The following is a 22,132-nucleotide window of genomic DNA, read 5'->3' on the forward strand; positions in this document are numbered from 1 at the left end:
CCTGCTCGAGACAGGCGGATTCAGACCCCAACTACACCCTCGATTGGGATGAGCCAGTTTCGAAGTGCGAAGGCCGTAGCTGATGCCCTTCTTGACATCATCATCAAGATATCCATGAAGCACACCTGCAACAAATGAATCACCCGCGCCAGGACGATCAGTGACCGCGATCTTATCGACCGGATATACTTCATCGCCTTCAATTCCGGAATAATAGACACCAGCGGTGGAATCGGTGGAAATGACGTGATCGAGATGGTAGTGCTCGCGGAGCCACCTGTTGATTCTCGGGCCGTTCCCGACGGCGTTGAATACCTTGATGCCGTCCACACGTGAGCAGAACAGAATGGACGTCACATCGAGAAGTGGCTCCATCACTGCCCGTGCCTCTTGGCAGGACCACAGCAGCCCGCGATAGTTGACATCGATGGCCACCTTTACGCCGCGTTTGGCGGCTTCATAGGCGGCATAGGTGACAGTGTTCGCTGTCTCCTTGGTGAGTGCTGCGGTGATCCCCGTCAGGAAGAGAACCTTGGTGTCCAGCAAATTGTCCCAGTCGAAAGACTCCGGGGAGATGATGCGGAAGGGTGTCCATTCACGGTCATAGTTGACCCGTGCTGGCAGCGGCTGGTCGCCGGGCTCCATGAAGTAGAGCGCCATCCTGCCGCCGGGCTTCTGCACCACATTGGACAAATCGACGCCGACTCCGCGTACTCGTTGATGAAGCGCTGGGCCAGATCACCGGTGGGCATGACAGTTCCGAAAGCGGTCCTCCTCTTCAACTGGGCGAGCACCCCGGCAACATTGGCTTCCGAGCCGGCAGGTGTCATCCGGAGCTGGCTGGCAGTGGCCAGCCGCCCACCCTTCGGCACCGTCAGGCGGATCTGGGCCTCTCCGAAGGTGGTCAGGTCATAGCGTGTCATCGCGATGCCTCCGCTGTCTGTGGCCGGCCAGCAGCGCTGTGTTTCCAGACGATGGTTCTACTACTTGGCTGTGCTCCAATCTTCAACGACGGAACGCAATCAGCACCGATCATTTCGACTCCTCCATGGGCCGCCACACTGCCGCCCTCATGTCTTATGAAACTTCTTCGAAGACTGCTTGGCGAGCTATGTGTGAACATGTGTTCACACAGCCGTCAGATAAAGCGCAGATCTTCGGCATTTCTTGTCTCTGGGACACCCTTCATGCACATCTGTTCATATGCTGTTCTCAGGCTTTCGCCGGCCAAAGGCGGGGGTCGGCTCGGCAATAGCCGCCCACTCCCTCGTTGAGTGCTCGGCGCGGCCGTCTGACTGGGATCCATGGCCAGGCGGGGTCCACTGGCTGCATCGCATACGTCTGGCTTAACACGTGCAGTTCACATCACTCGATGACCAGCTCGATGGCGGCCACATAGGTGAGGATGATGATCACCCACGTGAACACCTGGGGGTTCAACCTGGCGGACAGCCTGTGCCCGATGAGCACTGTTACCACGATGACCGGCACCATGGCCGCGACCATCGGCAGGTGGCCAGGAGTCAACATGCCGAGTCCCAGCGAGAAGGGCAGCTTGATGAGGTTCACTGTGAGGTAGAACCACGCCGACGTGCCGAGAAACTCCTTGATCGAGAAACCCTCACTGAGGAAGAACATGGCGGTGACAGGTCCGCCCGCATTGGCGACCATCGTCGTGAACCCTGCCAGACTGCCGAAACCGATGCTCTTGGGCCGGGGCAACCACCGTGGGCGGATTCGTCCTGTGCGCTCGGTCTGATGGCCATGCCCGGCACTGCCATCAGACGCGCTGGTCTTGTCGAAATCTCCAGTTGGCCCCGGCTCGGGGATCCTGTCGTATGAGCCGGCCTCGCCACTTTCTTTTTCGGCATCCGTCTTGCCGCCCGAATGGGCCCCACCATGAGCAGCCTCATGCCGGTGCCGCACGACCATCAACGTGACATTCCAGGTGAGGAACAGGAGAAGGATGATCCCGATCATGTGCTTGGTGAGTTCATCGTCAGCGATGCTGAGAAACAGCACGCCGGCGAGCACCCCGATCAGCACATTGGGTAACAGCTGGCGCAGAGCTTTCCAGTCGACATTGCCGCGGTACGCCCAGATCGCTGCCCAGTCCCCCACGATGATGAGTGCCAGCGTGATACCGCTGGCCTCGCGCGCGGGCATCAAATTCGCCAGGATGCCCATGCCGAGAATGGCAGTGCCGGGGATCAGCGATTTGTCGAGGGCCACGAGCACCGCGACGAGCGCCACGGCCCACCACAGCATCATCCAGTCTCCGATCCAGCAGCGCCCCCGATAACGCGATCACTCAGCTGGCAGCGCTGGTCATCCGGCTCAGGAACTGCTGGGTGCGCTCCTGGCTGGGGTGGTTGATCACCTGATCAGGCCTGCCCTGCTCGACGACCACGCCGCCGTCCATGAAAACTACCTTGTCGGCCACATCGCGGGCGAAGGCCATCTCGTGGGTGACGACGATCATGGTCATGCCGTCGTCAGCGAGTTCGCGCATCACGGCGAGCACGTCGCCCACCAGTTCGGGATCCAGTGCGGAAGTCGGCTCATCGAAGAGCATCAGATCGGGGTGCATGGCCAGCGCCCTGGCAATCGCGATGCGCTGTTGCTGGCCGCCGGACAACTGGGACGGATAGCTGTCACCGCGGTCGCCGAGCCCGACGCGTTCCAGCAGCGAGTGCGCCTCTTCGATGGCCGCGGACTTCTTCACGCCGAGCACCTGGATGGGCGCCTCGATGATGTTCTGAAGCACGGTCATGTGCGGGAACAGGTTGAAGCGCTGAAAAACCATGCCGATGGAACGGCGCTGCCGGGCACGCGCCACATCGTCCAGGGTGTGCAGGCGCTCATTCACCTCGCGGTAGCCCATCAGCTCGCCGTGCACGAAGATCCTGCCGCCGTCGATCTCCTCCAGCATGTTGATGCAGCGCAAGAAGGTGGTCTTGCCCGAGCCGGACGGCCCGATGAGGCAGACAACCTCACTGGGCGCCACGTGCAGGTCGATGCCCTTGAGCACCTTGTTACGCCCGAAACTCTTGTGCACATTGACGGCGCGCACCAGTGGGCCGATTGCCATGCCTTCCGCGCTGTTTGCGCTTGTCACTTCGACACTCATCTCAGTGCTCCCCCATCTTGTCGAGCAACCGCTTGGCGCGCGGATTCACGTCCTGGGCACCGAAACCACGCCCGAAGTGGCGCTCCAGGAAGGCCTGCAGCACCATCAGCACCGAACAGACGATGAGATACCAGAGAGTCGCGGCCACATAGGCCGACATCACCTTGTAGGTGCGGTTGGCGATGATCGTGGCCTGATTGAAAAGCTCCATCCCCACCGGGATGGCGATCAACAGCGAGGTGTCCTTGATCATCGCGATCGCTTCGTTGCCGGTGGGCGGCACGATGACGCGCATCGCCTGCGGCAGCACGATCCGCTGGGTGGTCTTGCGGGAGCTCATGCCCAGCGCCTGCGCCGCCTCGGTCTGGCCCCTGTCCACCGAGACGATGCCGGCACGCGCAATCTCAGCCATGTAGGCCGCCTCGGAAAGACCCAGGCCCAATGCGCCGATCCCGATGCCGCTGGAGAAGGAACGCATGTCGATGTGCCACCAGGTCAGGTCGGTGCTCAGGCCGAGCATCTGCGAGATGCTCTGCCCGAAGGGGATGCCGATGTCGATCGTCGGATACAAGAAGATGAGACCGACACCCAGAATGGTGAGCAGCACGTAGCGCGGGATCGCCCGGAAGAACCAGGTGTAGACGGCGGCCACGTACTTCAGCACCGGATTGCTGCTCAGTCGCATCACCGCCAGAATCACGCCGAGCACGACACCGATGATCATGGCGAGCACCGTGCCGAGGATGGTGCCCTGGATCAGGCCCTCGATCATCGCGGGCTTGAACATGTATTCGAAGGTGGCGGTCCAGTCCCAGCGCGGGTTGGTGACGAAGGAGTGCACCATCATTGCCACCAGCACCGCGATCACGGCCACCGCCACCCACCGCCACGGATGGCGCACCGGCACCGCGTCGATCGGCCCGGGTCGTTCCTCCGGTTCGTCTTCGACGTTGCTGTGCTCGTCGGTCATCGTCACACCCCGAAATCCGCGGATTGGTCTAACTGCGTGTCACTTCTGCGCCGCGGCCCCACGATCTGCACGATCAGGCTGCCACGGGTATTGCGGCAAGCGGTGAGGAGCGGGTTCCCGGGCAGCTCGCCCGGAAACCCGCACTCCTCACAGCCATGCCGTCATTCCTCGTCATCACATATACGGGTCATCACTTGAACGGGTGATCGGCCGATCTGGTCACCCGCTGAATCGGCTACCGCGAATGACCAGTCCCGTTGATCCACCACCTCAGTCAGCTGGAGACGCTGGGATTCACCGGAAACTCGGTGACAGCACCGCTGGCATTGCCCCACTTGTCGAGGATGGCCTTGTAGGTGCCGTCGGAATTCAGCTCGACCAGCGCCTTGCTCACCAGATCCGCCATGCCGGTCTGATCCTTGGCCAGCACCAGGCCATAGGGCGCGGCATCGGTGATCTTCCCGATGGTCTCCAGCGCGCCATCGGACTGCTCGATGGCGTACGAGGTGACCGGCGAGTCGGCGAGCATTGCGTCCGCCTTGCCGCTCATCAGATCAGCGGTCACCTTGGACTGGGCAACCTCAACCACCTGGTTGATGGCGGACTTGCCGGCATCGGTGCAGGTCTTGGACCGCGCAGTGAGGTCGTCCACCTGAACGGTGTCCTTCTGCACGGCCACGGCCTTGCCGCAGGCATTGTCGGGGTCAATGCCCTTGGGATTGCCCTTCTGAACCGCCCACAGGGTGCCGGCGCTGAGGTATTGCACCATGTTGACCTGCTGGAGCCGGTCGTTGGTGATGGTGAACGAGCTGGCGCCCATGTCGTACTTGCCCGAGGAGACGCCCAGGATGATCGTGCCGAAATCGGCATTCTGGAACTGGGCCTTCAGACCGAGCTTGGCGGTCACGGCATCCACCAGGTCGACGTCCAGGCCCTGCACGGTCTTGCCGTCCTCGGCCATGAACTCGTTGGGTGCATAGCTGGCGTCAGTGCCGACCACGAGGGTGCCCTTGGACTTGAAGTTGTCCGGTACCTGGCCGGCGAGGGTGGCGTCGGCGGCCACCGACGGCAGGGACGAGGCAGCAGAACTGGCGGAACTACTGGATGACGATCCGCCACTGCTGCAACCAGCCAGCGACAGGAAAGTGAGTACGGCCACGCCGGCAGCGGCCGCCCGCAGGGTGAGGGTGCGAGACATGAAGCTCCTTCTTCAGAATCTTTGTGGAAGCATTGCACGCTCCGGCCATGCCGGGCGCCGCGTCCAGTTCACGATGGGCGAACCGGTTTCACCGCCAATGCGTGATGGTTCGGGAGCCGAAGGCGCCAGCCGGGCGATGGGCGCCAACGCGACAGTTCAGCGCGGGGGCAGGCCGGCCAACTCCACGCCAGCCTCGTCCAGCTCATCGAAGGTGCGCTCGACTGTCTCAGGGGAAACACCGACGCACAGCCTCGCGAGCAGCCGCACAGTGAGGCCGAGCTTCAGCGCGTCCAGCACTGAGGCGCGAACGCAGTAGTCAATGGCGATTCCGCAGACATCCAGATCGGTGACACCGGCATCGGAGAGCACCTCGGCAAGGGTCTTGCCATCGGCGGTTGTGCCCTCGAAGGCCGAATAGGCCGGGCAGCCCTGGCCTTTGAGCACCTCAACATCGCGCCTGCTTGCCTCGAAATCGCCGATGTAATCCTGCCCGGGTGTTCCGTGCACGCAGTGCGGGGGCCAGGTGGTCTTGAAATCGGGCGTCTCGCTGAAGTGACCGCCGTTGTCAGAATGTGGTTCGTGGTCGTCGCGCGAGGCGATCACCAGCTCCTCGGCAGGCAGCGTGCCCACATATGCGGCGATCCGCTTCGTCACCGCATGCCCGCCCGTGCAGGCCAGTGCACCCTCCTCCGCAAAGTCTTGTTGCAGATCCACCACCAGCAATGCCCTGGTCACCTCGACCACCTCCTCGGACCACCTTGGCACAGGAATGCCGCCATCGAACGAGCGTCCGTGGCGCTCGTCAGTAATCGTGTGGGATCCATCCCGCGATTGCTCTTGGAGCGATTTCTTGGCCGTGAGGGCCAACGCGGATCGATTTCTGCACGCAATGGCCCGCAACCGCCAGGATCACTCAGGCGCGGGCCCAGCCTCCGGCGTGCCTGGCCTGGGTTTGGGCGGCATGCCGGAGCGCCACTCGTAGATCACGATCACCCCAGTGCCGCCGCCAATGATGAATGCCCACCAGGGGAACGAGGGCACATCGGGCTTCTTGTTCGCCGCAGCAACGTCCTTCGTGGGCGTGGGGATCACGCGTTCACCGGTCACCAGGATGCGCTGGGTATTGATACCGAGGGGGGTACACGTAACCAGCGTCGCGAGATCCTTGCCCGCGACTGGACGCAGTGATTCGGTCTGGTCAGGGTTGACCACCGCCGTGCTGGTCACGCGATAGGTGATCGTCTGTCCCAGCACCGTCAGCGAAAAGGTGTCACCCACCTTCACCTGATTGAGATTGGTGAACATGGTCGCCGAGGCAAGACCACGATGCCCGGTGAGGACGGTGTGGGTACCCGCACCCCCGACAGGCAGAGAGGTTCCCTCCAGGTGACCTATGCCCCTCAGGAGGGTTTCGTCGGATGTGCCGTGATAGATGGGCAGGTCCACCTGGATGGAGGGAATCTGGATCCGGCCCATCATCCCGGAGTCATCGACTCGCAGCAGGCTGTTGTATTCAGAAGAAGTCTCGGTGCCGGTCTCATTCCCCGAGGGAATGCGCTGACCCGGAATCACGAAGCCGCCGGAGTTGAGTGCATCGTTGTAGCGATGGGCGGCTGCCAGCTGCTCCGCAGCAGACGGCACCAAGTTTTTGGATTGCGACTGGGTGTCGTAGTTGGTGACCACTTTCGACTGGTTCAGCTGAGAGACCCAGGAGGCCACCATCGGATAGCACAGCACGAGCATGCCCAGCCAAGCCACCAGACCCGCAATGAATGCCAGCCAGTTCACCCGCCATGTGCGCTTGGCAGAAGCCGGATCGGGTACCGGTGAGAATGTGCTGCGTGTTGTTGTCGATTGGCTCACGGCCCCCTCACACCTCCATCTGCGGAAAACAGAAACCGGCAACTGACTGGAACACGAAACTGCGAGAACAAGAAACTGGTTGTGACGGGCAAGCCAGGCTCACCCGCCACAACCAGTTCAGCCAATCACCTCATCGATCGGCTCGATCAGGCGTTCTGCTTCTTGCGACGAGCAGCCACAGCAGCGCTGCCACCGCCGACGACCAGAGCTGCACCGATCACAGAAAGCGCCAAAGTGCCCTGTGAACCGGTCAGCGGCAGGCCGGGGACGAACTCCTTGGAGTCCTGGAAGGTCACCTTCAGAGGATTCGCGGCGTCATTCACCACGACAGCCACACCCCGGTCGGCGTTCGAGGGGAGCACGTAGCCGGTCGGGGCCTTGGTCTCCTCCACCACATAGCAGCGGTGAGTCGCCGAGAGGTTGTCGTTCGTGGAGTTCACATAGAGCGCAGGCACCGTGATCTGGCCATTGCTGTCTGTGGTCACCGTCGGGCCCGCCTGGGCATCGAGTGCCAGAGGGCTACCCGTGAGGGCGCTGCCTGTCTTCACCGCTGCGGAGCAGTCGTCCGCATAGGGGGAAGTGGCGTTGAAGATCTGGAACTGTGCACCACTCAAGACATTGCCATTCGCGGTATCGGTCTTCAGAATCTGCAGCGGACCCCAGTTGGTGGTCACCTCAGGGCTGACCGGAGGATTCACCGGCGGCTCGACAGGAGGCGTGACCGGAGGTGTGACGGGGGGCGTAGTGCCCGTCTGGGTGTCGGTGTAGAGCGTCGCTTGGTTGTTGATGGCGCCGGAGCGGATCACCGTGCCCTTGAAGGTCGTGACGACATTCTTGCCGCCAGCAGCCGCCAGCTTGACCAGGCCAGCCTGGGTGAAGCTCATGTCAACCGTCGTGCCCGTCACAGTGACGGTGTAGTCGGTGTCCTCAACCAACGTGGTGCCGTCGAGAGTCACCGATTCCACACCCGTGTCCTTGAAGCCAGTGGGATCCATCGGATCATGCACGATGTAGTACTTGAACGAGGAGTTGGCCGGCAGGCTCGGCACCAGGGTGGTCACCTTGAACTGCGCCACCGAACCCATGGCCACCTGGTCAGCGGGCTGAGCAACGGTCTCCTTGTTGATGGTGGCAACGCCGTTCTTCGGATAGACGTTCACATCGGTCAGCCACCTGTTGGTGCCATCGTTGTCGGGGAACGGCACCGAGACGATGAACGGCTGAGACGGAGCAACAATGCTCACGGACTTGCCGTTCGCGTCCTTGGCGCCACTGTTGTCGGTCTCGCAGACCAGGTAGCCCTTGGTCGGACCGGCGGTGATCTGTGCGGAGCCATCTGCTGCCGTCGCCGGGAAAGCCTGCCCCGGGCCGAAGGTCAGCGGAGTGCTGCCCACTGTTGCGACCTGGCCGGCCTTCGCCGCATCGCATGCGCTGAATCCAACAGTGTCAGCGGTGATCTTGCTGAGAGTGTCCCAGCCGCCCGCGTTCTGGGTCAGATCGAGGTTGGTGATCGGGTACGCCGTGAAGATGACGCCTTGCAGAGGCGTGAAGTTCGAGGGCTCGGTACCGCTGGCAGTGCCCGGCGTCGTTTCGGAAGTCTGCTGTAGACCCTTGTGAATGGTGATCGAACCGGCCGTCGTCGGCATGTCACCCGTGTCAGGGGCAGCGTTGGCAACACCCGCTGCTCCCACCACACTCATGCAACCAAGAGCGAGCGCCCCGGCCGCCGCTGTGACGCGGCGTCGCCGCGACACCCTTCCAATCTCAATCATGTAACCGCTTTCCTTTCATTGGACACCGCGCACTGCATGTGCCGGGGTCAAGAAGTCATTGTTTTCGGAGGAAGGCCAGGACAAAGCGTCAGTAGCTGCGCCCGAGACCATGGACATCACTGACGCCGCATCGACCTCCTCCGCTGCCACCAGCCGCCCGCACCGGCTGCGGCGATCAAGCCGCCGCCAGCCAGCAGGAAGTAATCGCCGGCAGCACCACCGGTGAGGGGAAGGACAGGGACCACAGTCCGTAGGTCGGGAATCGCGCCATTCGTGACGCCAGGTCCCGTCGCCACGACGGTCTCCCCTGGGATCACGGTGAACGTGAATGTGTCGGGATTCAGTTGGTATCCGACAGGCACCGTCTTCTCCCTGAGGCTGTAGCTTCCTGGAGTCAGATTGGTGAGCTGGAATTTTCCGGGAGCAGGATCCTGGTCTGCATATGCTCCCGCTGCGCACGGAGTCGAAATGCAGTCAGAGACGACGGTGTTGCCAGGAACTCCGGAACCGGTCAGGGTCCACTCAGAGCCGCTCAGCAATTCGCCATTGGCCTTGTCGATCTTGGTCCAGGTGGCGGCGCCCGGGTTTGTCTTGTTGGTGTAGGTGCAGGCCACCGCGTCACCGGGCATGACTCCGGAGAGGGTCTGCGCCGACGCCGAGTTCACAGTGATCTGAGTCGTGGACTTGTCACTGTGCGTGATCGTGCATGAACCTGACAGGAAGCTGTAGCCGTTCTGCTGGGTTTCCGAGACCGTCACACCCGTTGTGGTCGTCGTGGTCGCGAAGCCCGATATCGTCCACGGAGAGGTGGAGCCGTCAGCGGCCGTTTTCTGCGTGCCAGTGGGACTGATCGTCACCCCATCCGGAGGAGTCGACAGCGCCGCGCCCATGGTCCACCCCGATGCTGGCTTCGGATTCTGTCCGTTCGCATCGGCGACCTGCTTCGAAATTGTCACTGTGGCAGGAGATACCGGGGTGTTCTTGAAGGGGCTTCCCGTCACAGTCGGATTCAGCGAGGTGGCCGAGACGGTGAACGAGTAGGTGGTGGCGCTCCCGACATAGCCGATCGGTGGACTCTTCTCAGCCAGCGTGTAGTCACCCCAAGCCAGGCCGGTGAGCTGGAATTGACCAGCGACTGGGTCCTGATCGGTGTATGCACCGGTTGTGCACGGAGCTGCCGTGCAATCGGAGACCAGCGTGTTCGCCGGAACATTTGGACCGTTCAGCGACCACGTCGAACCACCGAGGAGAGTGGACCCGTCAGCGCCCACCTTCCTCCAGGTCGCGGTGCCAGGTGTCTGCTTGTTCGTGAACCCGCAGGAGACCGAATCCCCCGGCTTGATCCCCGGCAGCGTCTGCGCTGCGGACGTCAAGGGCGTCGTTGTCGTCGTGGAATCGATGTGCGTCACCGTGCATGAACCACTGACGAAGGTGTAGCCGGCCTGCTGCGTCTCGGAAACTGCCACATTGGCGGTCGCCGCTGAACTTGGGAAAGTGATTGTCTGCTGCGGGGTATTCCCATTTCCATCGGTCGTCTGATTTCCCGACGGAGAAATCGTGGTATTGGTAGTTGAACCAGATGCGATTATCGCGCCCAGAGACCAGCCTTGACCCGGGGAGGATTTTCCGGTGGTGTCCTGAACCGTCTTGCTCAGATTCACCGTGGCCTTGATTGGTATATTCGTGAAAGTGCACACCACTGCTGATGAATTCGGCTGTTGCGTCGGAATGGTCACCTTTCCACCCGTACTGGAGACAACAGCATTGGCGTTCGCCGTATCCACACACGCCAAGGACTGTGCATAGTTGCTGAACGACGTGGTGCCACTTGGACTCTCAGACACTGCATAGGTTCTTCCCGTGACAACTGGCTCGGGACCCGCCGTGTTCTGCTGGATTCCCTTGTCATTGCCAGTAGTGGTGACCGAAGTAACAGTCAGTCCACCCGTGGCGATGGCAAGCGTGAACTGATCGCCCGCTGCGGCGCGGCCATTCGGGAGATTCTTCTGCACCGTCAGCGTGGCGGGCGAACCACACGAAGCGAGGTCCGTACTGTCGCCAAGTTTGGTCGTAACAGGATTGTTCCCGATCTGCTTCCATGTAGACGGGTCATATTTGTACAGACCGCTCCCGGTGCCCAAATAGGCGTAGCCATCGGAATCGAAGGCAAACCCATTGAAATTCGTTCCCGAACTGACCGTCCCTGAAGAGACTTGATCACCCGGAATATTTGTTGATGCACTCGGATTACTGATCGCTGCTGCTATGTCGGCTGCATTGACCTCGGTGATGATGACATTGCTTCCGTTGCTGGCCAGAAGGTACAAGTTACCTGCCGCATCGAAAGCGATATCGCCATTGGCACCACTCCAATTCGAATTAGCTGCATTCGCGACATAACCCAACTTCTCGAACTGCGAACCCGTCCATGCGTAAAGATAGAATCTGGAACCAACATATTGCCCGAAGAGGAAGTTGCCCGTTGCAAGATCAACCGCCCCAGCGACCAGAGAAGAATTCTGCCCCGTATCGAACGATTTAGTGCCAGCTGTCACATTGCCATTCGAGAATGACAGGAGACGATTGATGTCGTCTGGGGTGCGCTCGTACCAAAATCCTGTCGTCCCGCCCTTCCCGATACCCAGACCGTTCATGTCGCGGCCATTCCCCGGTTTGGTTCCCGAGGTGGCTGTATATACCGTCGTCACATTCCCACTGGGATCAATTTGAGAGACATCGCCATCGGCCTGCATCGAGTAGATATATCCCGCGGCGCAATTGAACTGCGAGAAATTATTGGTGGCAGCCGCGGTTGCCTGGGTCCCTACCGCATCTCGCCCCGCCGGGGCAGCCTTGGCCTGGGATTCCTGCGAAGTAGCTGACGAAGACACGGTGCTATTGCCGCTGGCGGGGGCCGTCGCCGGCGCTGTGGACGCCGCAGCACCTTGGCTCGATGGTGTCGATCCGGTGGTGCCTGAAGAAGTGGCCGCTGAGGCCGACGCCTCCGGCTCGGCTTGCGCTGCGGAGGTACCCGCGGCAGACGCCAGGCCGAGAACCAGCAGCACCGAGGCCACCGCCACACCGGCAAGCCTCCGCAACGGCCTACGGCGGGCAGGCACAGTGCTCAACGCAGACCTATCACCACGCTTTGACTCGTCCTCATCATGCACGGCCTGCTCCAATCAAACTGTTCGGATCCCAGGTGTGTGCGACACCTGCAAGTCGGTCTCGATTCATCCCACTCCGGACGAACGAGGCCTGCACTGGGCAGTCACGACCCCTGAGAGACGCCTTAAAATTAACAGTGAACCAGCTCTGTCGTGCCCGCGCGCAGGGTGAAAAGCGGGGTGAACCGCGTGACGAACGGTGGGCATCGGCCAAATTCTGCCTCCGGCGAAACCAAGAATCGCCGCGCGGCTGAACTCTCAGAATTCACCGAACGCAACGTCACATTCAGAATGAGGCCGGTGGATCATCCCGAAGCGACCGGCCCGGTGCAGACGCACCATCGATCATTTCCAGGGCTGATTCACGAATCGCTCACGTCACAGCGGCAATCTCAGTCATCCCTCGGGTCGTCCAGCAGACCGAGACCCATCAGGTGTGTCACGGCGTCCTCACGTGAGGTCACTCCGAGCTTTTTGTAGAGATTGCGCAGGTGTGTCTTCACCGTGTTGATCGACACGAACTGCTTCTCGGCGATCTGCGGGAGGGTGAGCTCGGTGCCCAGCCAACCGGCGAGGCCCCTCTCCCGATCGGTCAGCTCGACCGGCCGGAACGCCAGGGGCCTGGGCTCGGGAATGCCCCGGATCGGGGCGATCCGCTCGATGACGAGCCTGCCGAAGTCCGGCTCGTTCACCAGCAGCCTGTCGAGCAGGGAGTCCAGCGGCTCACGCAGCACGCCCAGAGCAGAGCTGAGCCCGCCCAGGCCCGCAGACAGATGACACGCCTGCGAGAACTCCTGATCGGCGGCCCCGCGGAGCCCGATCATCTCCATGGCAACTGCGCGACGCAGATGCACCGAGGGCAACGTCCGCAGACTGTGCTTCGGCCCGCACCGGAGGCAACGTTCGGTCACGCGCAGTGCCAGGCGCGGCTGACCCTGCTGAATGTGGATGCTGGCGCGCACGAGGTCGAAGCACACCGTGTGGTCCGGAAGCGTGGGGCGGCCGATGAGCGCTCTCATCGCGTCACCGGGTTGTCCCAGTTCGACGAAGGCCATCGCTTCGAGTGCGAGAGCATGGGCGATGAACAGTGGCGGAAACCGCTGCGCGAGGACCCCCCGGACGAAGATCTGCATCTCGGCGATGGCACCGTGCTGGTCACCGGACATGAAGGCCAGCCAGCCCCGCGCAATGGCCCTCGTGCCGTCCTGCATCAACGTCACCCGGCTGGGGGCATAGCTGCCCCCCAGCATCGCCCTGATGGACTGAGCGTCCCCCCGTCGGCGCGCGATGAAAGTGCGCGCGAGCAACAGGGACCACGGGAGTGCAGCCCCACCCGGCTCCGGCACTCCAGCCTGGGCCTGCTCGCACATGCGTTCGGACTCATCGAACTCCCCGTTGACAGCCAATGAGGCCGCCAACAATCCCTGCACACGGAACTGCACGGCGGGATCGGGCGCGCGCACCAGGTCATCGAGCGCGACGCGGGCAAATTCGGCGCAGTCCCGAGCTCGGCCGGTCAGCAGACATGTCTCGCCGAGCAACGAGAGGCACTTCGCGAGGTGCTGAGGGTCAGCTTCTTCCGCGGCCTCGCGGAGGAACTGCCTGCCCTCATCGACGGCTTCGACCGCCTGCAGGGCGTGGCCTGCGTACAACAACGACCTCGTGGCCGCCGCCGAGTAACCAGCTCTCTGTGCCGCCGACCAGTTGGACTTGTCCTTGCCCAGAGCGGCGAGAACGACGTCGACATCGGATGCATGAGCAACTGGGCGACCGCTGAGCCCCGAATCGATCAATGCATTGACAGACGCCTGCACCAATGCGAACTCGTGTGAGGATACGAGCCCGGAATTGTCCACAAGCCTGACCTTAACATCGCGCTTCCCGGCAGTCCCAGGATGAGAATCCCCTGGTGGGCGCGGCACCAGACCGGACAATTCGGTGACATTCGCACGTCGCACGCACTGGTATGTGGTGCCGTCGAGGCGCCAGCACCTCTCATCTCCTGCGGGTATCGCCCGCCCTGCCCCTCCTGCCGCGCCGCCCGAATCCATGCCCGGCGCGGCGGATGACGCACAGACAGTCCCCCGCTCATGACACCCGCAACGTCTGAGAGACTGCGAACGTGCGCAGTGTGATCTGGGACATGGGTGGAACCCTCGTCGACACCTATCCGGCAGTCGACCGCACCCTGGCCACCGCGGTGTGGGGTGACGACGTCACCGGAACCCAGCTCGCCGAAGTGCGCACGCTGCGGGTGCGCTCCATCGCGCACGCAATCAAGGTGCTGTCTCAGCGCCACCACATCGACCCAGCACTTCTTCAACAGGCCTACAGCGACCTCAAAGTCGGCTGGAAGGCGCATCCCGCGCCTCTGATGGATGGCGCCCGCGAAGTGCTCGATGCCGTGCACAGCGGAGGCGGTCTCAACCTCGTGGCCACGCACCGTGACCGGGCGAGCGCGCAGACCCTGCTCGATGCGCTGGGCATCACCGTCGACGATTTGGTGTGCGCCCCCGACGGACTGCCCCGCAAACCCGATCCCACGATGAACCTGACCCTGGTGGCACGCCATCACCTCGTCCCCGGCGAGGTGATGTGTGTGGGTGACAGGGTCATTGATGTGCAGGCCGCCGACAGGGCTGGGTTGGCATCGGCCCTGCTCGTGACCCCCGGCGAACCCGCTGAGGATCTGGGCGACTTGTCCACCACCGTGATCACCCACCTCAAGGAGCTGCTCCCGCTGCTCAACGGCACCTGGGGCAGCGCCGCGAACTGACCGGACATATCACCGCGAGTGCGCAAGGATGGACTCGTGAGCCAGGCGACAGCTAATTCACCGATCCGTATCGCAGTCCTGACATCCGGCGGAGACGCCCAGGGCATGAACGCCGCGGTGCGCGCAGTGGTGCGCACGGCGCTGACCAGGGGTGCCGATGTCTTCGTGATCTTCGAGGGCTACCAGGGCATGATCGACGGCGGCGACGGCATCAGGCAGTTCCACTGGGACGACGTCGGAGCCATCCTCGGCAAGGGCGGCACCGTCATCGGCACCTTCCGCTCCCAGGAATTCCGGGAGCGACCGGGCCGGCTCAAGGCGGCCCACAATCTCATCAAGCTCGGCATCGACCGTCTCATCGTGATCGGCGGCGACGGCTCACTGAGTGGCCTCGATGTATTCCGCGAGGAATGGCCGGGCCTGGTCGACGACCTCAAACGCGACGGCCAGATCACCGCCGAGCAGGCCATCGCACACCCGGTGCTCATGATCGCCGGGCTGGTCGGGTCCATCGACAATGACCTGGTGGGCACCGACTCCACCATCGGCGCCGACTCCTCGCTGCACCGCATCGTGGATGCCATCGACGCCATCGCCAGCACCGCGGCCAGCCACCAGCGAAGCTTCGTGGTGGAGGTGATGGGCCGGCACTGCGGATACCTGCCGCTGATGGCCGCCGTGGCAGGCGGTTGTGACTACGTTCTCATCCCCGAAGATCCGCCCGCCCCCGGCTGGGAGGAGGACATGTGCGCTCAGCTGCGCCGTGGCCGCGAGGCCGGGCGGCGCGAGTCGATCGTGGTGGTCGCCGAGGGTGCCTGCGACCGCGAGGGCAAACCGATCACCTCTGTGTATGTGCGCGACACGATCGCGCGGATCAACAAGGAAGACGCCCGCGTCACGATCCTCGGCCACGTGCAGCGCGGTGGCCAGCCCAGCGCCTTCGACCGCTGGGCCAGCACCTGGCTCGGCTATGCGGCGGCCGAACAGCTGCTCAACGCCACCCCCGACTCGCCAGGCATGGTGCTCGGCATGCGCGGCGCCGAAGTGGTGCGGCTGCCCCTCATGGATGCTGTGCGCGCCACCCGTCGGGTGCCAGCCCTCATCGAAGAGGGCAAGTACGACGAGGCGATGTCGCTGCGCTCGGCCGGCTTCACGGAGATGACGCAGATCTTCGAGGAGCTGGCCCATCCCGACCGTGTTGAGGTGCCGGACGACAGCCCGCGCATCGCCATCCTGCATGCCGGAGGGCTTGCCCCCGGCATGAACACCGCCACCCGGGCTGCAGTACGGCTGGGTATCGCCCGGGGGTTCAAGATGCTCGGCGTGCGCAACGGTTTCAACGGCCTGCTTCGCAACGAGGTCGAGGAACTGGCCTGGGAGGATGTCGAGGGCTGGACCGGTGAGGGCGGCGCCGACCTCGGGCTGCGCCGCGATGTGCCCCCGATGAGCGACTACTACGCCATCAGCCGCGCCCTGGAGGAGAACAGGATCGACGGCCTGCTCGTCATCGGCGGCTGGAACGCCTACATAGCCGCCTATCAGATTCAGAGCGAAGCAGAGCGCTACCCAGGTTTCAGGATTCCGGTGGTCTGCATCCCTGCGAGCATCGACAACAACCTGCCGGGCAGCGACCAGGCGATCGGCGCGGACACCGCCCTCAACGAGATTGTCGACGACATCGACCGGATCAAGCAGTCCGGTGCTGCGACGACAAGATGTTTCGTCATCGAGACAATGGGACGCCAGTGCGGCTATCTGGCCCTGATGGGTGGCCTGGCCGGCGGCGCGGAGCGCATCTACCTCAACGAGGACGGCATCACCCTGGACCAGCTCAACCAGGATGTGCAGTGGCTGCGCCATTCCTTCGAGAACGGCCGGCGGCTGTTCGTGGCGGTGCGCTCCGAAATGGCCAGCGAGGCCTACACCAGTGACTTCCTTGAGCGGCTGTTCGACGGTGAGAGCCACGGCCTCTACGACGTGCGGATGAACATCATCGGGCACGTACAGCAAGGCGGCGCGCCGAGCCCGGCGGACCGCCTGCTCGCCACCCGGATGGCCTCCCACGGTCTTTCGGTGCTGCAGGACGAACTCGCCGCCCGCGAGCCGAAGAGCTGGTTCATCGGCCTGCGGAACTCCGAGATCAGCGCCAGACCACTGGCCCACATGCAGGAGCAAGTGGATCTGGGGCATCGCCGTCCCCGGCACCAGTGGTGGATGAAGTTGCGCCCGGTTGCCGCAGCAGTCAACAGCGAACCTGACGAATGACCCGCCGCGGCCAGCAGCGATCCCAACGGATGAACGTCGTGGCGATGCCGTCTCGCTAGCCTTGTCACATGGACGCCTACGAGCCCCACCCGTCCGATCCCGTGCCTCACGACGAACGCTCCCCGATGCGCGCATCCGACCAGGACCGCACCACGGCGGTGGCGGTGCTGGGAGACGCCTATGCGGCGGGCAGGCTGGACTACGCCGAATTCCAGGAGCGCACCGACAGGGCCTGGAAGTCGGTGTACACCAGCGATCTTGAAGCTCTGCTTCGTGACGTGTCGTCCCACCAGGGGGCGCAGCTGGCGCATCCCGATGCGAGCGGCAGCAGGCTTCCCCGGGTGAGCGGAAAGACCGGCCCCGGCGTGTCCGCGGCCGTGATGAGCGGGCAGGAGCGCAACGGCCCGTGGACCTGCCCCGCGCGCCACACGGTCGTCTCCGTGATGGGCGGGGTGGTCCTCGACCTACGGGATGCCGAATTCGAATCGGCCGATACCGTGATCACCTGCCACTGCGTGATGGGCGGGGTGGATGTGATCGTTCCCGACGACATCGACATCGAGGTGAGCGGGCTCGGCATCATGGGAGAATTCGCCGCCAGCCGTGAGGTGACCGGCGTCCGCAGGCCCGGCAACGGTGTCCGTGTGCGCATCACCGGCTACGCCGTCATGGGCGGCGTGGGCATTGAGCGCAAGGAGCGCGGCGAGGACTGATCGGTGGCTCACGCCGTGCGGAATGGCCACCCTCCGGCGTCGGGCCGCCCCTCGCTCCTCACGCCCCAGGGCCCGCCCCGACCGCCTTGGGGTACATCTCTTCGATCAGCTCGTGGAAGTGTTTCTCCACCTCGCCGCGGCGCACCTTCAAGGTGGGGGTCAGAAGACCGTTGGCCACACTGAAGTCGTCCAGGCTGATGCGCATCTCCCTGAACTGCATGTACTTGGGCAACTTCTCGGTGAGCTTGGCAGCCCGGGCGCGCAACTCCGCGTTGATCCGGGTGTCGGTGAGCAACTCGCCCACTTCCTTGTAACTGACCTCGAGGCTCTCGGCGATTTCTGACAGGTTCGGCAACGACGGACGCAGGATCAGCGTGAGGAAGGGCTTGTTGTCGCCGAACAGCACCGCGTACTCGAACAACGGGTCGGCGAGCAGCAGTTCCTCGATGGGTTGTGGGGCCACGTTCTTGCCGCCGTTGGTGACGATGATGTCCTTGATCCGGTCGGTGACGTACAGATAGCCGTCATCGTCGATGAAACCCACATCGCCGGTGCGCAACCACGTACCACTCGCGTCGGTCAGCAGCGCTTCACGGGTGGCGTCCGGGTGCTGCCAGTAGCCGTCCATGAGATTCGGACCGCAATACTGGATCTCGTCCTCATCACCCAGCCGCACCTGCCCGCCAGGCATGACCTTGCCGACGCTCCCCTCTCGGGTGGCTCCGGGCCCATTGAATGAGATCAGCGGGGATGCCTCGGTCATCCCATAGCCGTTGCGGATGTTCACGCCGATCGCGGCGAAGAACACCTCGACCTCGCGTCTCAGCGGTGCACCACCGCTGGCCAGTACCTTCTTCGGCCCTCCGATGGCATTGCGGATGGACCGCAGCACCAGGACGTCGGCGAGCGGCAACTGGATTCGGGCCAGCAGCTTCATCACCCTGGAATGCCCCGGCATCCGCGCCCGGGTGCCAACCCAGATCGCCCAGTCGAACACCCGCTTCTTCACAGCAGATGCGGAAGCCTTCTTGCGAGCCGCCTCGGCAATCGCTTCGAACAGTTTCGGCACCCCGACCATCAGATTCGTTCTGGCCAGGACCATCATCTCGGCGATCTGGCGGGTATCGGGAAGATAGGTGTTCATGCAGCCGTGCGACCACAGATAGGTCGACCAACCGCGCTCGAAAGCATGGGACAGAGGCAGGAAGCACAATGAGCTGTCCTCCGGCCGAATGGTGAAGAGCTTGTCCAGCGCGTCGAACTGCGAGGTCATCGCGCGATGGGAGATCATCACGCCCTTGGGCTCACCGGTGGTACCCGAGGTGTAGATGATCGAGTACAGATCATCTGGGCTGGCCAGGGCGAGCCGCTCGTCCACCCGGGCGAGCATCTCCGGGGACGCCGGCTGGCCGATCGGCGCGAACTGCTCCAAGCCGGCTACGCACTTCACATCGCAATCATCGAAGCTCACCACGCGACGGAGCGTGGGGATCTGCCCGCTCGCCTCGAACAACCGCGACGCTTCCTCTGCCGAACCCCCGAACGCCAGAACCGCACCGCAATCGGTCATCTCCGCGACCATGAGCTCAACGGAGTTGGTCGCGTACAGAGGAACTGACACTGCGCCAATGAGCATCAGCGCCGCATCGACCTGCGCCCATTCAGGACGATTCCGTGCACAGATCGCCACCCGATCGCCGCGATCCACCCCGGCGTGAATCAGCGCGCAGGCGATCTGGGTGGCGCGATCGTCCAGCTGCTGATAGCTGGTGGTCTTCCAGGACTTTCCCTCCCGCACACGGGTGGCGGGCCTGTCGCCGTAGCGCTGCACGGTTGCCCGGAACATGTGGGCGACGTGATTGCGCGCAGTCGCAGGTGGACGGTTCGCGGTCATCTCAGACCCTCTCCGGCGGCCGGACAATGCCTCCACACCTCATCGTGTACTTCACCCGGCGTCGTCACGGTCGTTGAAGCGCCACGGGACGCCAAAACCTCGACATCGTTCTGAGAATAAGTTGCAAGCTTAACACTTTCAACCGTCCGACAGCAACAGCCCCGCCGATCCATGAGGCTCACCCGACGGCGGGAGCCCTACCGGTCAGGCCGGCTGTGGGGCAACTCTCCTGGCTCCTGTTACCGGGATGTCCTGAAGCCGTCCTGTCACGAAGAGGTAGCCGTCGGCATCAATGGAGCCGGTGTCACCGGTGCGCAACCAGGTGGTGCCGTCCTCGACGATCAGGGCCTTCGATGTGGCGTCCGGATCCTGCCAGTAGCCATCCATCACATTCGGGCCGCTGTAGAGAATCTCCTCGTCCTCGCCCAGCCGCACCTGCCCGCCGGGTAGCACCTTGCCGACGCTGCCGGCGCGATGAGCGTGCGGAGTGTTGCACGAGATGAGCGACAGGGCCTCTGCCATTCCCAGGCCGGGGAGAATCTTCACGCCCGCTGCAGCGAAGAGCTTCTGCGTGTCGGGACTCAGCTTTCCGCCGGCGCTGACGAGCAGCTTCTTGCGCCCGCCGACGGCAGTACGAATGGAGCGCAGCGCCACGCGATGGGCAATGTTCAGCGGAATCCTGGCCAGCAGATTCTTCACTGCGGAGGACGCCGCACCCGTGTGCTCCGCAGTGATGGTCTCGAAGAAGCTGGGCGCAGCCACCAACAGATTGGCCTTCGCCGCAGCGACCACATCGACCTGCTCGGAAGCACTGGTGACCAATGTGTTGAGGCAGCCGTGCGACCACAGGTAGATGGACCAGGCCCGCTCAAAGACATTCGCCAGACTCAGCACGCACACCGAGGAATCATCGGTGACGATGTGAAAGGCCTTGTCAAGGGCATCGAGCTGCGAGGTCATCGCACGATGGGAGATCATCACGCCCTTGGCGCGGCCATCAACCCCCGAGGTGTAGACGACGCTGAACAGGTCGTCCGGGGACGCCTGCACGAAGCGCTTGTCCACTCGGGCAACCATCTCCGGTGCGGATTCCTGGTCGCTCGGGGCGAAGTGCTCCAGCTTGGCCACCGACTCCTGGTGGGAGTCGGTGAAGCTGATCACGCGTCGCAGCGAGGCGACCCTCCTGCTCGCCTCGAAGAGTTTTGCGGACTCCTCGGCGTCACCGCCGAAGGCCAGCACCGCGCCGCAGTCGGCGGCCTTCGTGGCGATCTCGTCCACCGGGCTCGACGGATCGATCGGCACCGTCGCGGCGCCGATCGCGAGCAGTGCCACATCGGCTGCCACCCATTCGGTGGAGTTGTGGGCACAGATCACCACACGATCGCCGCGGTCCACCCCGGCGTGGATCAGCGCGCAGGCGATCTGCATGGCGCGATCGTCCAGCTGCTGGTAGCTGGTGGTCCTCCAGGACTTGCCCTCCCGCACGCGGGTGGCGGGCCTGGCGCCGTAGCGCTGCACGGTCGCCCGGAACATGTGGGCGACGTGATTGTGCGCTGTCGCAGGTGGACGGTTCGCGGTCATCTCAGAGCCTCTCTCGCAGCCAGGCAATGTCTTCAGCCTGATCTTGTACTTCACCCGGCGTCTCCACGATCGCTGGGGCGCCGCCGGTCGCCACCACTTCGACAATGCCGTCCGGATCGGCCCGGCCCCTGCCAAGATTCGCATGCCGGTCGGCGCCGGAACCGGCGTCATCCCGGGAGTCATTCGCGTGCACCAGGTCGATCCGCCCGGTGATGGCCTTCACCCGCCCGACGAGGCCATGCAGACCCAGCCCCGCAGCATGGGCATGGCAGGTGTCCAGGCAGAAGCCGACGCGGTCGAAGCCCTCGGCCTTGCTGATCGAATCCCACAGCTGCTCGAGGGCTTCCAGGGTGCGCGCCATAGCGTGCTGGCCGCCCGCGGTGTTCTCGATGAAGATCGGCACCGACTGGTCGAGGTTCTGCACCGCCTTGCGCCAATTGTCGAAACCCACGGCCGGATCATCGTTCCCGGTGACATGGCCACCGTGTACGACCACCCCGATCGCGCCGATCCCAGCCGCTGCGTCAACGGTCTGCTGCAAGAGCTTGCGGGAGGGAATGCGGATCCTGTTGTTGGTGCTGGCCACATTGATCACATAGGGCGCGTGGACAACCATCGGCAGACCTGCCTGCTCAGCAGCGTCCCGCAGTGCAGCTGCTCCGCCGGGATAGCTGATGACCGGCTTCTTCCAGGATGTGGGGTCACTGATCATGATCTGGACGATGTCGGCGCCGCGCGCCCGGGCACCCGCGACGGGGTCCTCGGCGTCGACGTGCGAGCCGATCGTCACTGACATGCTAAGA

At 63.4% G+C, this 22,132-nt stretch carries 15 protein-coding genes and 1 pseudogene; 3 read left to right on the forward strand and 13 right to left on the reverse strand.

The features are described 5' to 3' along the window. The 10 genes and pseudogenes from ABF648_RS06150 to ABF648_RS06195 form a co-directional block, all read right to left on the reverse strand. Positions 1-711 (reverse strand): annotated as a pseudogene (locus ABF648_RS06150) (sugar kinase); the annotation flags it as partial. A 654-nt stretch (positions 712-1,365) separates the two neighbouring features. Beyond that, complete coding sequence (locus ABF648_RS06155; RefSeq protein ID WP_415631417.1) at positions 1,366-2,271, reverse strand: sulfite exporter TauE/SafE family protein; 906 nt, start codon at positions 2,269-2,271, stop codon at positions 1,366-1,368. Between the two features lie 40 nt (positions 2,272-2,311). Further along, on the reverse strand, positions 2,312-3,130 hold the full coding sequence (locus tag ABF648_RS06160; RefSeq protein WP_415631418.1) for an amino acid ABC transporter ATP-binding protein: 819 nt from the start codon (positions 3,128-3,130) through the stop codon (positions 2,312-2,314). 1 nt (position 3,131) lies between these two features. Beyond that, positions 3,132-4,100: an amino acid ABC transporter permease gene (locus ABF648_RS06165; protein WP_415631419.1), complete on the reverse strand. Its 969-nt coding sequence runs from the start codon at positions 4,098-4,100 to the stop codon at positions 3,132-3,134. A gap of 274 nt (positions 4,101-4,374) precedes the next feature. Continuing rightward, a complete protein-coding gene (locus ABF648_RS06170; protein WP_415631420.1) occupies positions 4,375-5,298 on the reverse strand; it encodes an ABC transporter substrate-binding protein in 924 nt (307 codons plus the stop codon). A gap of 156 nt (positions 5,299-5,454) precedes the next feature. After that, complete coding sequence (locus ABF648_RS06175; RefSeq protein ID WP_415631421.1) at positions 5,455-6,033, reverse strand: isochorismatase family protein; 579 nt, start codon at positions 6,031-6,033, stop codon at positions 5,455-5,457. A gap of 174 nt (positions 6,034-6,207) precedes the next feature. Next, on the reverse strand, positions 6,208-7,161 hold the full coding sequence (locus ABF648_RS06180; RefSeq protein WP_415631422.1) for a class C sortase: 954 nt from the start codon (positions 7,159-7,161) through the stop codon (positions 6,208-6,210). Positions 7,162-7,307: 146 nt separating this feature from the next. Then, entirely contained in the window at positions 7,308-8,933 is a 1,626-nt protein-coding gene (locus ABF648_RS06185; protein WP_415631423.1) for a SpaH/EbpB family LPXTG-anchored major pilin, read from the reverse strand. A gap of 116 nt (positions 8,934-9,049) precedes the next feature. Beyond that, positions 9,050-12,052 carry a SpaA isopeptide-forming pilin-related protein gene (locus tag ABF648_RS06190; protein WP_415631440.1) on the reverse strand — a complete coding sequence of 1,001 codons (3,003 nt, stop codon included), beginning with the start codon at positions 12,050-12,052 and terminating at the stop codon, positions 9,050-9,052. A gap of 440 nt (positions 12,053-12,492) precedes the next feature. Further along, positions 12,493-13,956, reverse strand: a complete 1,464-nt coding sequence (locus ABF648_RS06195) for a LuxR C-terminal-related transcriptional regulator (RefSeq protein ID WP_415631424.1) — start codon at positions 13,954-13,956, stop codon at positions 12,493-12,495. Positions 13,957-14,222: 266 nt separating this feature from the next. Here ABF648_RS06195 and ABF648_RS06200 point away from each other — a divergent pair, with 266 nt between their 5' ends. The 3 genes from ABF648_RS06200 to ABF648_RS06210 all read left to right on the forward strand — a co-directional run bounded on the left by ABF648_RS06200 (position 14,223) and on the right by ABF648_RS06210 (position 17,854). Continuing rightward, positions 14,223-14,876: an HAD-IA family hydrolase gene (locus ABF648_RS06200; protein WP_415631425.1), complete on the forward strand. Its 654-nt coding sequence runs from the start codon at positions 14,223-14,225 to the stop codon at positions 14,874-14,876. 36 nt (positions 14,877-14,912) lie between these two features. Beyond that, entirely contained in the window at positions 14,913-17,141 is a 2,229-nt protein-coding gene (locus ABF648_RS06205) for a 6-phosphofructokinase (RefSeq protein ID WP_415631426.1), read from the forward strand. 68 nt (positions 17,142-17,209) lie between these two features. After that, positions 17,210-17,854 carry a DUF1707 SHOCT-like domain-containing protein gene (locus tag ABF648_RS06210; RefSeq protein WP_415631427.1) on the forward strand — a complete coding sequence of 215 codons (645 nt, stop codon included), beginning with the start codon at positions 17,210-17,212 and terminating at the stop codon, positions 17,852-17,854. Between the two features lie 58 nt (positions 17,855-17,912). On the opposite strand, the gene ABF648_RS06215 is transcribed toward ABF648_RS06210, so the two are convergent. From ABF648_RS06215 to ABF648_RS06225, 3 genes are all read right to left on the reverse strand, one after another. After that, positions 17,913-19,748, reverse strand: a complete 1,836-nt coding sequence (locus ABF648_RS06215) for an AMP-dependent synthetase/ligase (RefSeq protein WP_415631428.1) — start codon at positions 19,746-19,748, stop codon at positions 17,913-17,915. Between the two features lie 204 nt (positions 19,749-19,952). After that, complete coding sequence (locus ABF648_RS06220; protein ID WP_415631429.1) at positions 19,953-21,329, reverse strand: AMP-dependent synthetase/ligase; 1,377 nt, start codon at positions 21,327-21,329, stop codon at positions 19,953-19,955. A gap of 1 nt (position 21,330) precedes the next feature. Beyond that, a complete protein-coding gene (locus ABF648_RS06225) occupies positions 21,331-22,125 on the reverse strand; it encodes a deoxyribonuclease IV (RefSeq protein WP_415631430.1) in 795 nt (264 codons plus the stop codon). Between the last annotated feature and the right edge of the window lie 7 nt (positions 22,126-22,132).

Source organism: Propionibacterium sp. (assembly GCF_047719395.1).
Taxonomy (GTDB): domain Bacteria; phylum Actinomycetota; class Actinomycetes; order Propionibacteriales; family Propionibacteriaceae; genus Propionibacterium.

What these genes read in the sequence shown, in the direction of transcription:
- ABF648_RS06170 (WP_415631420.1), bottom strand. Translation starts at nt 5,298, where the DNA reads ATGTCTCGCACCCTCACCCTGCGGGCGGCCGCTGCCGGCGTGGCCGTA.
- ABF648_RS06160 (WP_415631418.1), bottom strand. Translation starts at nt 3,130, where the DNA reads ATGAGTGTCGAAGTGACAAGCGCAAACAGCGCGGAAGGCATGGCAATC.
- ABF648_RS06210 (WP_415631427.1), top strand. Translation starts at nt 17,210, where the DNA reads ATGGACGCCTACGAGCCCCACCCGTCCGATCCCGTGCCTCACGACGAA.
- ABF648_RS06155 (WP_415631417.1), bottom strand. Translation starts at nt 2,271, where the DNA reads ATGATGCTGTGGTGGGCCGTGGCGCTCGTCGCGGTGCTCGTGGCCCTC.
- ABF648_RS06225 (WP_415631430.1), bottom strand. Translation starts at nt 22,125, where the DNA reads ATGTCAGTGACGATCGGCTCGCACGTCGACGCCGAGGACCCCGTCGCG.
- ABF648_RS06185 (WP_415631423.1), bottom strand. Translation starts at nt 8,933, where the DNA reads ATGATTGAGATTGGAAGGGTGTCGCGGCGACGCCGCGTCACAGCGGCG.
- ABF648_RS06165 (WP_415631419.1), bottom strand. Translation starts at nt 4,100, where the DNA reads ATGACCGACGAGCACAGCAACGTCGAAGACGAACCGGAGGAACGACCC.
- ABF648_RS06215 (WP_415631428.1), bottom strand. Translation starts at nt 19,748, where the DNA reads ATGACCGCGAACCGTCCACCTGCGACTGCGCGCAATCACGTCGCCCAC.
- ABF648_RS06220 (WP_415631429.1), bottom strand. Translation starts at nt 21,329, where the DNA reads ATGACCGCGAACCGTCCACCTGCGACAGCGCACAATCACGTCGCCCAC.